We start from the raw sequence: 17,203 nt of genomic DNA, 5'->3' as shown, positions 1-17,203 counted from the left end.
TTATGATTGCTAAGTGTTTTCAAAAAAATATAGTCAGACAATTGTTAAGATGATAAAATATAAGGTAGAGTGAATGAATAACAAGTGGTTGCGGATTCTTTTTGAATTTGAACCTCTTGGTATTTTTTTATTTAAACTGAGTGGAGATGAATGTATCATGCGTTATATTCCATTCATATGTATCTGACTACATAAATATTAAACAAGATATGAGGTAATTAAATGAAAGATTTTGATAGTTTAGTGCCTGGCTGGTTTAAAACATTTATCGGTGTTGGGAATGACTTGATATGGTCTCAATACCTGATTGGTTTATTATTAACAGCAGGCCTGTTTTTTACAATCAGTTCGAGGTTTGTGCAATTTACGTCATTTAGAGAGATGCTGCGCGCATTAGTTGAGAAACCAGAAACTTTAGAAAACGGCGAAAAAGGGATTTCTCCTTTCCAAGCTTTTGCGATCAGTGCAGGTTCTCGTGTAGGAACAGGGAACATTGCAGGGGTTGCGACAGCAATTGTACTAGGCGGACCGGGCGCAGTCTTTTGGATGTGGGTCATTGCATCTATCGGTGCGGCCAGTGCATTTGTAGAATCAGTATTAGCACAAGTATATAAGGTTCCAGATAAAGAAGGCGGATACCGCGGAGGCCCTGCTTATTATATGACAAAAGGGCTCAACCAAAAATGGTTAGGTGTAGTCTTTGCGATTTTAATTACAGTCACATTCGCATTTGTATTTAATACTGTACAAGCGAATACTATTGCCGAATCATTAAGCACACAATATAACATCAGTCCTGTCATTACAGGAATTGTCTTAGCTGTAATCACGGGTATTATTATTTTCGGCGGTGTAAGAAGTATAGCGACTTTATCTTCTTTAATCGTTCCGATTATGGCGATCATCTACATTGGTGTCGTACTGGTTATTTTAGTGATGAACTATGACCAAATCATTCCGATGATTATGACAATCTTCAAGAGTGCATTCGGTGTTGAACAAGCAACAGGCGGTGCAGTAGGTGCTGCAATTTTGCAAGGGATTAAACGTGGTTTATTCTCAAACGAAGCAGGTATGGGTTCTGCGTCGAACGCAGCCGCAACAGCTGCAGTACCGCACCCTGTAAAACAAGGCTTATTACAATCTTTAGGTGTATTCTTTGATACAATTTTAGTTTGTACAGCTACAGCTATCGTTATTTTATTATACGGCGGTTTGAAATTCGGTGAAGGTGCACCTCAAGGTGTAGCCGTAACACAATCAGCATTGAACGAACACTTAGGCAGTGCCGGCGGTATTTTCTTATCGATTGCGATTACATTATTCGCATTCTCTTCTGTTATCGGCAACTATTACTATGGACAATCTAATATTGAATTCTTATCTTACAACAAAACAATTCTATTCATCTTCAGATGTCTTGTTGTAGTATTAGTTTTCTTTGGTGCAGTGATTAAAACAGAAACAGTTTGGAGTACAGCCGATGTATTCATGGGCTTAATGGCCATTGTCAATATTGTTTCGATTATCGCACTTTCCAATATTGCACTTGCCGTAATGAAGGATTATCAAATTCAGCGTAAAGCTGGTAAGAAACCTATCTTCAAACCAGAGAATCTTGAAATCAATTTATTCGGTATTGAATGTTGGGGCGATCCGGCAAAACAATTAACGCGTAAAAAATAATACAAATCATTCAATTCCCTTATCCCATGCGATGAAGTATTGGCGATAAGGGGATTTTTTTGATAAATAATGAATGAAAACGCATGATTTTCAAAAAGGTTAACAAGTTGATTAAACGTTGTGGTAAAATAGTCTCTAATTCAGCACAAATCCTAATAGAAAAAGGCTATAATAAGAGAGACACAGTATTGAGGAGAAAAGGTGGTCATCATGAGCAGCTACGTGATAGAGAAAACACTGAATAATAACGTGATTATTTGTAGAGATGAAACTCACCAAAATGAAGTGGTGCTTATCGGTAAAGGCATCGGTTTCAATAAGAAAAAAGGAATGCGGCTGTCAGATACAGCAACGATAGAAAAAGTTTATAAGCTGGAGCATAAAACAGAACAAGAGCATTATAAAGCATTGGTTGAAATGGCAGACGATGATTTATTGCAATCGATTATTGAAGCGATTGATATTATCACTAAAGCAGATCGCACTGTAGATGATAATGATTTGGTCATTGCGCTGACAGACCATATTTTATTTGCGTATAAAAGAATCAAGCAGCAGCAATTTATTAAAAATCCTTTCTTGATTGAAACCAAACAATTGTATCCAGAATCTTATCAGATTGCGGTGCAAGTAATTGAACACTTGAATGACTTATTGGATATAGATTTTCCAGAAGATGAAATCGGCTTTATTGCATTGCATATTGCAAGCAGCAAAGATGATTTAACGTTAAAAGAAGTGCGTTTAACGAATGAAATCATTAATAAAAGTGTACAGATTATGGAACATGATTTAGGGTACAAAGTAGATACGCAATCGATACAGTACCAGCGCTTTATCCGTCATATTCAATTCTTAATCAGACGGCTTCAAAAAGGAGAAACCATCCAAGTTAAAGAAGACTTCGGAAACATGTTGAAAGCGCATTATCCTGTGTGCTATAATATAGCTGTTAAAATCATTAAGATGATGCAGCAGCATCTTGAAGTTCCGGTATATGAAGCGGAGCTTTCGTATCTGACGTTGCATGTCTATCATTTTGCAAATAATAATCAGAATCATAACGTGTAACTAATTCGATTAGGCATGAGTCATAAAAGTTGGATACTTTCCAGCTTTTGTTACTCATGCCTTTTTTATTTGCTGTTGTGTTGATGCATGATCTTTACAATTCAATTTTATAATTTTGGGAGGAAACTTTTATGTGGAAAAAGTTTTTCGGTCAATTGCAGCGTATTGGTAAAGCTTTAATGCTTCCTGTAGCAATCTTGCCTGCTGCAGGTTTGCTGTTAGCATTAGGGAATGCCTTTCAAGGCGATGCATTACAAAGCTTGCTGCCTTTCATTAAAGCAGAAGGTGTACAAAATGTCGCTAAAATGATGGAAGGTGCCGGCGGGATTATCTTTGATAACTTAGCCATTATCTTTGCGCTCGGTGTAGCCATAGGGTTAGCCGGCGGAGATGGTGTAGCAGCCATCGCAGCATTTGTAGGATTCATTGTTTTAAATAAAACAATGGGTATGTTTTTAAATGTGACACCTGAATTAGCAACAAAAGCTGATAAAGGTTTTGCGACAGTATTAGGAATTCCGACACTGCAAACGGGTGTGTTCGGGGGTATCATCATCGGGGCACTCGCCGCCTGGTGTTACAACAAGTTCTATAATATTTCGTTGCCGAGTTATTTAGGATTCTTTGCAGGGAAACGTTTCGTGCCGATTATGATGGCAACATGTTCATTCATTTTAGCGTTCCCGATGGCGATTATTTGGCCATATGTACAAGGCGGATTAAACAGCTTCAGTGAAGGCTTGCTTGCTTCAAATACTGGATTAGCTGTCTTCTTATTCGGTTTCATCAAGCGTTTATTAATTCCATTTGGTCTGCACCATATTTTCCATGCGCCATTCTGGTTTGAATTCGGCGCATACAAAAATGCGGCAGGTCAGATTATTCACGGTGACCAACGTATCTTTATCGAACAAATTCGTGATAACGTACCGTTAACTGCAGGTAAATTCATGCAAGGGGAATTCCCTGTTATGATGTTTGGTTTACCAGCAGCAGCACTTGCGATTTATCAAACAGCGAAGAAAGAGAATAAAAAAGTCGTTGCAGGTTTAATGTTATCTGGTGCATTGACTTCATTCTTAACAGGTATCACTGAACCATTAGAATTCTCATTCTTATTCGTAGCACCTTTATTATTCTTTATTCATGCAGTATTAGATGGTCTATCATTCTTAGTGCTATACATCCTTGATGTGCATTTAGGTTATACATTCTCTGGCGGATTCATCGACTTCTTCTTACTCGGTATCTTGCCGAACAAAACACAATGGTGGCTAGTCATTCCGGTCGGTTTAATCTATGCGGCAATCTACTATGTGATCTTCCGCTTCTTAATCCAAAAATTAAACCTTAAAACACCAGGCCGCGAAGACAAAGAAATGCAGTCATCTACAGTATCAACGAATGAATTGCCTTTCAAAGTATTAGAAGCGATGGGCGGAGAACCAAACATCAAACATTTAGATGCTTGTATTACACGTTTGCGTGTTGAAGTCAATGACAAAGCTAAAGTCGATGTACAAGGCTTAAAAGACTTAGGTGCATCAGGTGTGCTTGAAGTCGGCAACAACATGCAAGCAATCTTCGGACCGAAATCAGATCAAATCAAACACAATATGCAGCAAATTATGGATGGTAAAATCACTTCTCCTGAAGAAACAACAGTTTCAGAAGAAGGCGACACTACAACAACAAAAATTGCTGAATCCGGCGATACAGTGATTTACGCACCGATTACAGGTGAATTAAAGCCGATTACTGAAGTACCAGACAAAGTCTTCTCTGAAAAAATGATGGGTGACGGTATTGCCATCTTACCTGAAACTGGTGAAGTCTTTGCACCATTTGACGGTGTTGTCAAAATGGTCTTCCCGACAAAACATGCATTAGGTCTGGAATCAAAAGACGGTACAGAATTATTGATCCACTTTGGTTTAGAAACCGTAAAATTAGAAGGCAAAGGTTTCGATATTTTAGTAAAAGAAAATGAAGAAATCGTATTGGGACAACCTTTAATGAAAGTGGATTTAGATTATATTAAAGAAAATGCAGAAAGTACAATTACACCAATCGTCGTAACAAACTTGAACAATAAAACATTAGATGTTGTAGAGTATGGTAAAATTAACCACGGCGATAAAGCAGTTTTAATCAAATGATAGACATCAACGAACCAGCATCCAAGAGAAAAATAACATAGCGTTATAGTTATAAGCGTGAACAAGGAAGCAGGAAACTGTTGCTTGTTCGCGCTTTTTTTACATCAAGGAGGTCATCATGAAACAATTATTCAAAAAGTTTTTCGGACAATTGCAGCGTATAGGCAAAGCCTTAATGCTGCCGGTCGCAATTTACCTGCAGCCGGGATTTTGCTCGCATTCGGTAATGCGATGCATAATGAACAAATCCTGCATTATGCACCATGGATGGGGAGCCATTATATTCAATTAATCAGTCAAATCATGGAAGTCTCAGGACAAGTCATTTTTGATAACTTGCCGCTGCTCTTTGCGATGGGGACAGCACTTGGTTTAGCAGGCGGCGATGGTGTGGCAGGTATTGCGGCATTAGTCGGTTATTTAATTATGAATGCTACGATGGGTAAAGTTGTGGGAGTCACAATTGACGATATTTATTCATATGCTGAAGGGGCAAAAACATTAGGCCAATCAGCTAAAGATCCTGCCCATGCTTTGATTTTAGGTATTCCGACATTGCAAACGGGTGTATTCGGCGGGATTATTATCGGTGCACTTGCTGCATGGTGTTATAACCGCTTCTACAATATTCAGCTTCCTCAATTTTTAGGATTCTTTGCTGGGAAGCGTTTCGTACCGATTATTACTTCGCTCGTCGCAATTGTAACAGGGATTGTATTAAGCTTTGTTTGGCCGCCGGTTCAAGACGGTTTGAATGCTTTATCGAATTTCTTATTAGGCAAGAACTTAGCATTAACGACATTTATCTTCGGTATTATTGAACGCTCATTGATTCCATTTGGGCTGCATCATATTTTCTATGCACCGTTTTGGTTTGAGTTCGGACATTATACGAATGAAGCGGGCAATTTGATTCGCGGAGACCAACGTATTTGGATGGCGCAATATCAAGATGGCGTGCATTTTACTGCAGGTGCCTTTACTACAGGTAAATATCCGTTCATGATGTTCGGATTGCCGGCTGCTGCATTTGCAATTTACCGCCAAGCAAAACCAAGCCGCAAGAAAGTTGTCGGCGGACTTATGTTATCAGCAGGTTTGACAGCATTCTTAACTGGTATTACAGAACCATTAGAATTCTCATTCTTATTTGTTGCTCCGATTTTATATGTAGCACATGTTATTTTAGCAGGTTCATCGTTCTTAATTATGCATTTGCTAGGTGTTAAAATCGGTATGACATTCTCTGGAGGATTCATTGATTATATCTTATACGGACTACTCTCATGGGATCGTTCGAATGCATTGCTTGTTATTCCGGTAGGCCTTTGTTATGCAGTAGTTTATTACTTCTTATTCACATTCTTAATTAAGAAAATAAATTTAAAAACACCAGGGCGTGAAGAAGAAGTGGAAACAGAAAATGTTTCTGTCAGCGAATTGCCGTTTAAAGTGTTAGAAGCGATGGGCGGCAAAGCCAATATCAAACATTTAGATGCTTGTATTACGCGTTTACGTGTAGAAGTTAATGACAAAGCAGAGGTGGATGTTGCAGAACTGAAAAAACTCGGTGCATCCGGTGTACTTGAAGTCGGCAATAATATGCAGGCAATCTTCGGACCTAAATCTGATCAAATCAAACACGAAATGAAACAGATTATGGAAGGTAATGTAACCGCACCGAAACCAGCAGCTGCAACAGAAGATGAAAATCAAGCAGCAAAAGCTGTTTCAGCAAACAGCGGTGCTTTAGTGTATGCGCCGATGACCGGTAAAGTATTGGAATTATCGGAAGTTCCGGATAAAGTGTTTGCGGATAAAATGATGGGTGACGGTATTGCGATTTTACCTGAATCCGGTGAAGTCTTTGCGCCGTTTGACGGTGAAGTTAAAATGGTCTTTCCGACAAAACATGCAATCGGATTAGAATCAAAAGACGGTATCGAGTTATTGATTCACTTTGGTATTGATACTGTGAAATTAGAAGGCAAAGGCTTTGAAATTTTAGTGAACCAAAACGATAAAATCGTACTGGGCCAACCTTTAATGAAAGTAGATTTAGATTATATTAAAGCCAACGCAAAAAGCACAATCACACCTATCATTGCGACAAATCTGAATCAGCAAAATATTAAAGTCTTGCATCTTGGTCAAGTAGAACACGGCACTGCTGTTGCAGAAATTAAATCATAATTGTATTTTGAAACTGATAAATCATAAATTCTATGTTTATCAGTTTCTTTTTAGCTTGCTTTGGGTATTGAGTTACATTGAAGCAATGCTGCAATAAAAAGTATCTTTTTTTAGTAAATAGCGATAAAATATGGTTAATTAACTACAAGGATTGGTGAATTATATGGCAAATAACGATAAACCCCATCGCTTTTCATTAAGCGAAACAAGGTTTATGAAATTTATGGGAGGCAAGAATCTGTTATTTGGCCTAATCATGCTGATATTGATTGGTGTGGCAATTTTTATTTTTGATAAGGTCTCATACATATTCCAGCCTTTTATAATTATCTTCAACACAATTGCAGCACCTGTCATTTTAGGATTGATTTTGTTTTACTTATTAGATCCTGTTATTCGATTTATGGAACGTTATAACATCCCAAGACTTTGGGGGATTATTATTCTGTTTTGTTTGGTGGCTGCAGTCATTACGTTAGTCGTGAATTTATTGATTCCGGTCATCAGCGACCAAATCAAAAGCTTTGCGCACAACTTCCCAAGATATACAGATAAGTTCAATGAGCTGGTTACGCAAGTTTCAAGCTGGTCTAACTTGCCTGGCGTTTCGAACTTCTATACGCAGATACAAGATCAATTAGATAAAATTGCGAAAAAAGTACCGGGTATGGTTTCAAGTTTCTTTGATGATTTCGGAACGAAAATTATGTCGATTATTGATACGGTTGTCAACATCGGTGTCGTTATCGTTACAACACCATTCGTGTTATTCTTCTTCTTAAAAGACGGCCACCGTTTCAAAGAAAATGCGACAAAAGCAATTCCGCCGAAATACCGTAAAGATTTTCATGAAATCATTGAAAGTATGAGCATGCAAGTTGGTTCTTATATCCAAGGACAAATGATTGTATCATTTTGTATCGGGGTCTTGCTCTTTATCGGCTACTCGATTATCGGTTTGGATTACAGTTTAGTCTTAGCATGTATTGCAGCTGTAACGAGTGTCGTACCGTATTTAGGACCTACGATTGCGATTTCTCCTGCTATTATTATGGCATTGATTACATCGCCGATTATGCTGATCAAACTGATTGTCGTATGGACAGCAGTGCAATTTATCGAAGGACACTTTATCTCTCCGAACGTTATGGGTAAAACATTGAAAATCCACCCATTAACCATTATCTTCGTGTTGTTATGTGCAGGTAATCTTTTAGGTATTGTAGGGGTTATCTTAGCCATTCCGGGTTATGCAGTTATCAAAGTATTGGTTATGCATTTATTCGGAATGTACAAACGCAGATACAACCGCTACTACGGTCAAGATTCCGGTCCGTATGAAGTGGCAGACGAAGAATGGGCAGATAATCCGAACAATGAAATCAAATAAGTACAAGGTTAAGGCATGACACTTTTGTTAGGTGTGATGCCTTAATTTTTTGTCACATGCACAAGGATATGTGGTAATATTTACATATATTATAAAAGATTTCATGACTGATTGTGCTATCAGAATAAATAGAATCGAGTGGAAATATGTCGAAAAGAATGAAAAGCAGATTAATCACAGGTGCTAAAGCAGTGTTTGCGGCAGTGCTTTTTATCATAGTTGTGATGACGTTATATCGAGAACTCTCAACTATTAACTTTAAGAAATTGTTTATGCTCTTTGAAAAATTAAACCGCGTGGAACTGACAAGCTTGCTTGTGGTTGGCGGACTATCCATTTTACTGTTGAGTTTTTATGATGTGGTAATGGTACGTACATTAAAACTGAAAATGCCGATGATGAAAGTCATGCGTGTCAGCTATATTATCAATGCTTTGAATTCGATTATCGGGTTCGGAGGATTTATCGGTGCGGGTGTGCGTGTATCGGTATATAAACAATACACAAAAGACACTAAGACTTTGCTGCACTATATTTCATTAGTGCTGCTGTCGATGCTGACAGGCTTAAGTTTATTATCTATTTTAGTTGTGACACATGTCTTTAATGCCAAGCATTTGCTGGATGACTATCCGGTGGTACATGTCTTGTTATATGTTGTGGCGTGCTTCTTGCCTGTGTTTGTATTTGTGACGATTAAAAAGCCAGTACAGCAATCACATCGTTTTACAGGTGTCTATTTGACGATTGTTTCAAGTATTGAATGGCTTGCTGCGAGTATGGTTTTGTATTTTGCATTGCGTATCGTTGATTTGAATGTGGAATTCACTTCATTTGTCGGCATCTTTATTATTGCAGCAATTGCGGGTTTGATCAGTTTCATTCCTGGGGGCTTTGGTGCATTTGATGTCGTGATATTAGTCGGTTTGAAACATTTGAATCTGCCGGAAGAAAAGATTGTTTTAGCCTTGATGCTGTATCGTTTCGCTTATTATATTGTACCGGTTGTCATTGCGTTGATTTTATCAATGTTTGAATTCGGGACTTCAGCCAAACGCTACCTTGAACAATCGAAATATTATACCCCTGCAAAAGAAGTGACATCGTTCTTGTTTTCTTATCAAAAGATGATCACGCAAAAGATTCCGTCATTGTCTTTAGCAGTACTCGTTATGTTTACAAGTATGATGTTCTTATTAAACAATGTCAGTATCATTTATGACGGACTCTATGACCCGAATCACATGTTTTATTATATTGTGGTAACGATTCATACTAGTGCATGTTTGATTTTAATGCTGAATGTACGCGGTATTTTCAAACAAAGCCGACGTGCGATTTTATTTGCGATGATTTCTGTTATTTTAATTTTTATGATTACGGTTTATACCAATACGTCGTTTTTATTAATTACATGGCTGATCATTGTCTTTGGTTTATTGGTTTATGCGTTCTTAAAAGCACAAGTGCTCAAACGTCCGATTCGTTTGCGCCACTTGATGTCAATGCTGATTATTTCGGTTGTGATGTTAACGTTGAATCATTTTGTCATTGCTTTTGTATTAGAAGCAGTCGATGCGTACCGCATTGAGGTCGACAACTCGATGCTGCGCTATTATTTATGGCTGACGATTTTAGCAGTGATTGTTATTGTGACATTTATCGTATGGCTGTTTGAACAAGCATATAAAAAAGTGAAACCTGATAATGATATTGCACAATGCGAAGCGATTATCGAACAATACGGCGGCAACTATTTAAGTCATTTGCTGCATAGCGGAGATAAACAAGTGTTTATGGATGAATCAGAAGAGGCTTTTATTATGTATCGTCTGAAAGCCAATTGCTTAGTTGTGCTAGGTGATCCGATTGGTAATAAAAACCGCTTTAACGCCTTGTTAGAAGCGTTGTATCATTACGCCCGATACGTTGGGTATGAAATTATTTTCTATCAAGCTACAGACCGTTATATGCCGCTGTATCATGATTTCGGGAACCAGTTCTTTAAGCTTGGGGAAGAAGCGGTCATCGATTTAAGCACGTTTACAACTTCAGGCAAAAAACGCAGAGGTTTTCGTGCTACGTTAAATAAAGTCGAAGAACAAAACATCAGTTTTGAAATTATCGAACCGCCGTTTAATCAAGATTTGCTGAAAGCGTTAGAACAAGTCAGTGATGCGTGGCTGGACGGCAAAAATGAAATGCATTTTTCAGTCGGGCGTTTTACACATGATTATTTAGAGAAGGCACCCGTCGGTATTTTAAGAGAGGCGGACGGTCGAATTATTGCTTTTTGCAGCTTAATGCCGATTCATAATGATGAAGCTATTTCTGTCGATTTGATCCGCTGGCTGCCGGAAGTAGATTTACCGCTGATGGATGCGTTATATCTGCATATGCTACTGTGGAGCAAGGAACAGGGGTATCAAGCTTTTAATATGGGTATGGCGACTTTATCTAATGTGGGTCAAAATGAATACTCGTATTGGAATGAACGTTTAGCAGGAAAAGTATTTGATAACTTTAATACATTGTATCGTTTCAGCGGTTTAAGAAGATATAAAGAGAAATTCAAACCGAATTGGGAACCGCGCTTTTTAGTATATTCGCGTCATAGTTCGTTATGGCAAGGAATGTACAAAGTTTTATGGGTAATTCGCTCCAAACATTAATTGTATAACTGTATTCAAGGCTGAGGCAGCGTATTCGTTGTCTCAGCTTTTTTACATGCATGTAAATTTTGTTGACGAAATATTATTTCTAAAGCCAAAATTCAGAAAAATAAGAATAGTCTATTGACATTACGCTGTATTAGTTCTATACTACTGAATAAATTAATAAAACTTATCCAGAATGGTGGAGGGACTGGCCCAACGATACCAGGCAACCTATTTAAGTTAGGTGCTAATTCCAGCAGGTGAAGACCTGAAAGATAAGCCCAGCGAGTCTATCTTTTTCAGGTAGGCTCATTTTTTATATATTCAAGGAGGAAATGAACATGACAAATGATTTTAAATTCGAAACGTTGCAATTACACGCAGGACAAGAGGTAGATCAATCTTCGCATTCGAGAGCGGTACCGATTTATCAAACGACTTCATTTACATTTGACGATACACAACACGCAGCTAACTTATTTGGTTTAAAAGAACTTGGTAATATCTATTCTCGTTTAACTAACCCTACTGTAGCAGTATTTGAAACACGTGTTGCTGAACTTGAAGGCGGGGTTGCAGGGATTGCGGTAGCATCAGGTATGGCTGCGATTACTTATGCAATTCAAACTGTAGCAGATGCTGGCGACCACATCGTAGCAAGCTCTACTTTATACGGCGGTACACATACATTATTTGCACATACTTTACCTAAATTCGGTATCGATGTTTCTATCGTTGACAGCAAAAACTTTGATGAAGTGAAAAACGCAATCAAAGATAATACAAAAGCGTTATACATTGAAACTGTAGGGAACCCTGAAGGTAACGTTGAAGACATTGAAAAATTAGCTGATATTGCACATGAAGCAGGTATTCCATTAATCGTAGATAACACATTCGCTTCTCCATACTTAATCAATCCGATTAAATACGGTGCAAACATTGTGGTGCATTCTGCAACTAAATTTATCGGCGGTCATGGTACTTCTATGGGCGGTGTCGTTGTAGACGGCGGTAACTTCGACTGGACACAAAATGACAAATTCCCTGGTTTAACTGAGCCTGATCCTTCTTACCATGATTTAGTATTCACTGAAGCTTTCGGCCCAGCTGCATTAGCTTTCAAAATCAGAACAACTTTACTTCGCGATACAGGTGCAGCGTTATCTCCGTTTAATGCTTTCTTATTATTGCAAGGTTTAGAAACATTATCATTAAGAGTAGAACGTCATGTTGAAAACGCAGAAAAAGTAGCGAAATTCTTAGAAGGCCACGAAAAAGTAGAATGGGTTAAATATGCAGGCTTGCCTTCAAGCGAATATTACGACTTAAAACAAAAATACCTTCCAAAAGGCGCAAGCTCAATCTTTACATTCGGCGTTAAAGGCGGCTATGAAGCAGGTATTAAATTTATCGAATCATTAGAATTATTCTCTTTACTTGCGAACGTTGGGGATGCGAAATCATTAGTCATTCACCCAGCTTCAACAACACATGCGCAATTAAATGAAGAGGATCAATTAAAAGCAGGTATTACACCTGAAACTATCCGTGTATCTATTGGACTTGAACATATTGATGACATCATCAATGACTTAGAAAAAGGATTAGACGCGATTTAAGATGCTCTTTACTGATGGAATTCCTATTCTGCCTGTATTAAAGCAGGAACACATCGATTTTGAAGATAAACGGATAACTAATGGTTTGAATTTATTGATTGTTAACCTTATGCCTATGAAACAAGATGCTGAAAGACAGTTGTTAAGATTGCTTGGGCAGACGTGTCACGACATTAATGTCGACTTTATCTATCCGGTTACTCATCAACCTAAATCTTCTTCGAATCGACATGCTGAGCAGTATTATAAGGAATTTGATGAGATTAAAGATAATTATTATGATGGTTTTATAATGACAGGTGCACCTGTAGAACATCTTGATTTTTCTGCTGTAGATTATATAGAGGAACTCAAAGAGATTTACGATTGGTCGAATACCCATGTCAAACAGCGTTTATTTATATGCTGGGGCGCACAGTTTGCGTTGAACTACCGTTACGGCATTCATAAACGGATGTTTAATGAAAAACTGACTGGGATTTATCGTTATCAAATCTTACAGGCGCATCCTGCGTTGTTTGAAATTCCAGAGTATATTATTCCGCAATCTAGGAGTTCTTATATGGATCCTGCTGAATTGATGGAAGAAGCGGACTTAGATGTTATTACTTACAGTCCGTATACGGGTGTTGATTTCATTTCAAATAAAGACCAATCGGATTTGTATATCGGCGGCCATTTTGAATATGAAAGCAATACGTTGTTAAATGAGTTTATACGAGATAGTGAGAAGAATGCAGCTTCTGCCGCAAAACCTAAAAACTATTTCAGAGGAGATTCATTAGAACCGCTTCCTGCACATTGGATTCCTTATGGTCAGCAGCTCTTTCAAAACTGGACGGATATGATGGAACAGTGCCGTTTTCCAGTGAAGGAAAAAGAAGCGGATATTCTTGATAAGTAACTTGTCTTTGCAAGCTGAATAAATAAAAAAACAATGCGCGAGCACATCCTAAGGATGCATAGCTTGCGCATTGTTTTTATGATACATACAATCTGTTATTGTTCTCTTTGACGTTTAATTGCTTCACGCTGTGCAGCTTCTTCTGCATAACGTTCTGGGTTCTTTTTATAAAAGTCTTGGTGATATGCTTCTGCTTCATAAAACGGCATTACCAGCAGGACTTTTGTTGCGACCGCTTTATCTTTATCAATTGTTGATTTTAATGATTCAATATATTGATTTGCGGTTTCACGCTGGTCTTCATTGGTATAGAATATAGCTGTACGGTATTGCGAACCGCGATCTTGATATTGTCCTTCAGCGTCTGTCGGATCAATCACGGAAAAGAAGATTTCTAATAATTTATGATAAGACATCAGTGCGACGTCGTATTCTATTTTAACAGTTTCTAAATGACCGGTAGTTCCGCTTTTGACTTGTTCGTACGTAGGATGGTCAACATTGCCTCCCATGTAACCTGACGTGACTGTTTCAATGCCGTCAAACGTATCAAAGGGTTTGACCATACACCAAAAACACCCTCCGGCAAAATAAGCTGTATTGATATTCATGCAATCTATCCTTTCTATTTCTGGGACCTTAGTACCATTTGCTAGGTAAATACTTGATTTTTAAAAGGAAATTATATAACTTTAGTATGTATTAATTATATTACATAGGCTGTTAATTTTGAAGATATAAGGTTGATGAAAATGACAAAAGAAACAAACAATGACAATTACAAACGTAGCAGCGGGGAACAACCTCTGCCGAAACGTACAAAGAAAAGAATGCGTAAGTTGCCTTTTGTGATTTTAGGCATCTTGATAATTTTTATTATCTTGATTGTATATGCGGTTTCGGGATATAGAAGCGGTATTAATTACGCGAAAAAGCACAATCCGAATATGAAAGTGGAAAAATTTAACGGTCCTGTCAAAAATGATAGTAAAATTTCTATTTTATTATTAGGGGCAGACAAATCAGACGGCGGTAAATCGAGAACAGACTCTATTATGGTTGCACAATACGATTACATCCATAAGAAAATGAAAGTAGTGTCTGTGATGCGTGATACTTATGCGAAGATTCCAGGCTACAGAGATTATAAAATCAATGCGGCTTATTCACTAGGGGGACCAGAGTTATTGCGTAAAGCATTAGTCGAAAACTATGGTATTAATCCTGAGTATTATGCGGTAGTTGATTTTAAAGGCTTTGAAAAAATGATTGATGAGCTGGCACCTGATGGTATTCCGATTGATGTCGAAAAGGATATGTCAGAACTCATCGGCGTATCGCTTAAGAAAGGGCACCATAATTTAAACGGTAAAGAACTGTTAGGTTATGCACGCTTTCGTCATGATGCTGAAGGGGACTTCGGCCGTGTCAGAAGACAGCAGCAAGTGATTCAAGCATTAAAACAGGAAATGACAAAACCAGGGGCTGTTTTCAAATTGCCGAAAGTTGCAGGTATTTTACGCGGTTACTTGAATACGGATATTCCTGACTCTGCTTTAATTCAAACGGGTGTCAACTTTGGTATTCGCGGTGATAAAGATGTTAAAACATTAACGGTTCCGATGAAAGGCACATACCAAGATATTCAAACAGCTGAAAGCGGCAGTGCACTTGAAGTGGATAAGCCAGCGAATAAAAAAGCGATTCAAGAGTTTTTAAATGATAACAAAGACCATAAGAAAGATTCGGACAAACAGCAGCAATAAGTTAGGTTCGGATACAAAAGATGGCAGGAATGTAGAGATAGAGTGAAAAGGATAGAATGAAAATAATAGAATAAAGATTAAGAGAAGCGGTTAATCCAATGAGGGTTAGCCGCTTCTCTTCGTTTCATGTATTATTGATCAGATTTTCTGACGCCGCCTACACCATAGTGGTTAGGTTTCATTTCTTCTAATACAACGCTGATTGCGTTACGGTCAGCATTTGTAGTTTTTTCAACTGCATCTGTGACTGCTTTAACTAAAGCTTTAAGTTGTTCGTCTGTACGACCTTCAATTAATTTAATATTTACGATTGGCATAAGAACGCCTCCTTGTGATAGATATAACCTTATTATACCACTAAAGTTAATAGGTGATGAACGATAAGACGAAACAGAACATTTGTTCTTATAATTGTTGAATAAGAACAAATGTTCGTATATACTTAAAGTATCACATAACGGGGGTGATGATATGTATGATTATCATTTACTAGAGGACAGGGATATTTTATGTATAGATCAAAAGAGTTTCTTTGCGAGTGTATCTTGTATTTCAAAAGGTTTAGATCCATTAAAGACAAAATTAGCAGTAGTAGCAGATACAAAACGTCAAGGTTCAGTGGTACTCGCTGCAACACCGCCGCTGAAAGCCATCGGGATTACTACAGGTTCGCGTTTATTTGAGATTCCGCATCGCAATGATATTTATATCATCAATCCAAGTATGCGCAAGTATTTAGATGTATCTATTATGATTTCTAAAATTGCATTGCAGTATGTGCCGCCAGAAGATTTGCATCAATACAGTATCGATGAATTTTTTATGGATGTAACAGATAGTTATCATCGCTTCAGCAGTACAGTACAATCGTTTTGTATTAAGCTGATGAAAGAAATTTATGATAAGACACAAATCTATTGCACAGTCGGGATAGGGTCGAATATGCTGCTGAGTAAAATTGCGATGGATATTGAAGCTAAACATAATCCAGATCGTATTGCGGAATGGCGTTACCAAAATGTTCCTGATAAATTATGGAAAATACAACCGCTTCATAAATTTTGGGGCATCAATACGCGCACAGAGAAAAAATTGAATAAGCGCGGTATTTTTACGATTGGAGATTTAGCACATTATCCATACCAATATTTAAAAAGAGATTTTGGGATTAAGGGCATTGATCTGCATTTGCATGCACACGGAATTGATCAAAGCAAAATGCGTGAGAAGTACAAAACAACTAATCCATCGATATGCAAGAGCCAGATTTTAATGCGCGACTACAGCTATGAAGATGCCAAAGTCGTTATGCAAGAGTTGATTGAAGATGTGGCAATGCGGGTGAGATTGCGTAAAATGCGCGCAAGAACAATTCATTTTTCATTCGGTTATAAAGATGGCGGAGGTGTGCATAAGCAATTTACATTGCAAGAACCGACGAATTTAGAAAAAGAAATTTGGACCACATTAGAGAAGTGGGCTGACCAATTATGCGATCAAACGTTATTGTATCGTACACTCAGTGTTTCGTTGACGCAATTTGTACCTGAAGGTATTCAGCAATTGAATTTATTTGTGGATGAGTATGAAAGAAAACGCAATGAAGCTCTTGCGAAAACAATTGATCGCTTGCAGCAGAAATATGGAAAAGGTATTGTTTCAAAAGCCATTTCTTATACGGATGCAGGAACTAAGTATGGTCGTTTAGGCCTGATGGCAGGTCATAAAATGTAAATAAGCATTAAAAAAGGCTCT

11 protein-coding genes, 1 pseudogene and 1 riboswitch are annotated in these 17,203 nt (G+C 37.8%); of the genes and pseudogenes, 10 read left to right on the top strand and 2 right to left on the bottom strand.

The window, feature by feature from the left end; all coding sequences use genetic code 11:
• Positions 1–222 precede the first annotated feature (222 nt).
• The 8 genes and pseudogenes from MUA90_RS08095 (at position 223) to MUA90_RS08060 (ending at position 13,682) form a co-directional block, all read left to right on the top strand.
• Entirely contained in the window at positions 223–1,686 is a 1,464-nt protein-coding gene (locus MUA90_RS08095) for a glutamine transporter AlsT (protein ID WP_262586208.1), read from the top strand.
• Positions 1,687–1,896: 210 nt separating this feature from the next.
• Positions 1,897–2,757, top strand: a complete 861-nt coding sequence (glcT, locus tag MUA90_RS08090; protein ID WP_262586207.1) for a glucose PTS transporter transcription antiterminator GlcT — start codon at positions 1,897–1,899, stop codon at positions 2,755–2,757.
• 131 nt (positions 2,758–2,888) lie between these two features.
• Positions 2,889–4,916, top strand: a complete 2,028-nt coding sequence (gene ptsG, locus MUA90_RS08085; RefSeq protein WP_262586206.1) for a glucose-specific PTS transporter subunit IIBC — start codon at positions 2,889–2,891, stop codon at positions 4,914–4,916.
• A gap of 118 nt (positions 4,917–5,034) precedes the next feature.
• A pseudogene (gene ptsG, locus MUA90_RS08080) lies at positions 5,035–7,109 on the top strand (glucose-specific PTS transporter subunit IIBC).
• Between the two features lie 163 nt (positions 7,110–7,272).
• The gene (locus MUA90_RS08075; protein ID WP_262586204.1) at positions 7,273–8,499 is read left to right on the top strand and encodes an AI-2E family transporter; all 1,227 of its coding nucleotides are present in this window, start codon (positions 7,273–7,275) and stop codon (positions 8,497–8,499) included.
• 146 nt (positions 8,500–8,645) lie between these two features.
• Positions 8,646–11,171, top strand: coding sequence for a bifunctional lysylphosphatidylglycerol flippase/synthetase MprF (gene mprF, locus MUA90_RS08070; protein ID WP_262586202.1), 2,526 nt, complete (start codon positions 8,646–8,648; stop codon positions 11,169–11,171).
• 169 nt (positions 11,172–11,340) lie between these two features.
• Positions 11,341–11,438, top strand: a riboswitch (SAM riboswitch).
• A 59-nt stretch (positions 11,439–11,497) separates the two neighbouring features.
• On the top strand, positions 11,498–12,778 hold the full coding sequence (locus tag MUA90_RS08065) for an O-acetylhomoserine aminocarboxypropyltransferase/cysteine synthase family protein (RefSeq protein WP_262586201.1): 1,281 nt from the start codon (positions 11,498–11,500) through the stop codon (positions 12,776–12,778).
• Position 12,779: 1 nt separating this feature from the next.
• Positions 12,780–13,682, top strand: coding sequence for a homoserine O-succinyltransferase (locus tag MUA90_RS08060; RefSeq protein WP_262586200.1), 903 nt, complete (start codon positions 12,780–12,782; stop codon positions 13,680–13,682).
• A gap of 95 nt (positions 13,683–13,777) precedes the next feature.
• On the opposite strand, the gene msrA is transcribed toward MUA90_RS08060, so the two are convergent.
• Complete coding sequence (msrA, locus tag MUA90_RS08055; protein ID WP_262586198.1) at positions 13,778–14,293, bottom strand: peptide-methionine (S)-S-oxide reductase MsrA; 516 nt, start codon at positions 14,291–14,293, stop codon at positions 13,778–13,780.
• A 141-nt stretch (positions 14,294–14,434) separates the two neighbouring features.
• Here msrA and MUA90_RS08050 point away from each other — a divergent pair, with 141 nt between their 5' ends.
• A complete protein-coding gene (locus MUA90_RS08050) occupies positions 14,435–15,448 on the top strand; it encodes an LCP family protein (RefSeq protein WP_262586196.1) in 1,014 nt (337 codons plus the stop codon).
• A gap of 131 nt (positions 15,449–15,579) precedes the next feature.
• On the opposite strand, the gene MUA90_RS08045 is transcribed toward MUA90_RS08050, so the two are convergent.
• Positions 15,580–15,765 carry a 2-hydroxymuconate tautomerase gene (locus MUA90_RS08045; RefSeq protein WP_262586194.1) on the bottom strand — a complete coding sequence of 62 codons (186 nt, stop codon included), beginning with the start codon at positions 15,763–15,765 and terminating at the stop codon, positions 15,580–15,582.
• 154 nt (positions 15,766–15,919) lie between these two features.
• Here MUA90_RS08045 and MUA90_RS08040 point away from each other — a divergent pair, with 154 nt between their 5' ends.
• The gene (locus tag MUA90_RS08040) at positions 15,920–17,182 is read left to right on the top strand and encodes a Y-family DNA polymerase (protein ID WP_114603405.1); all 1,263 of its coding nucleotides are present in this window, start codon (positions 15,920–15,922) and stop codon (positions 17,180–17,182) included.
• Positions 17,183–17,203: the final 21 nt, after the last annotated feature.

The organism is Staphylococcus sp. IVB6181 (assembly GCF_025561445.1).
Lineage (GTDB): Bacteria > Bacillota > Bacilli > Staphylococcales > Staphylococcaceae > Staphylococcus > Staphylococcus simulans_B.
Note: the sequence above shows the minus strand (reverse complement) of the source record. Positions and strands in the feature narration are given on the sequence as shown.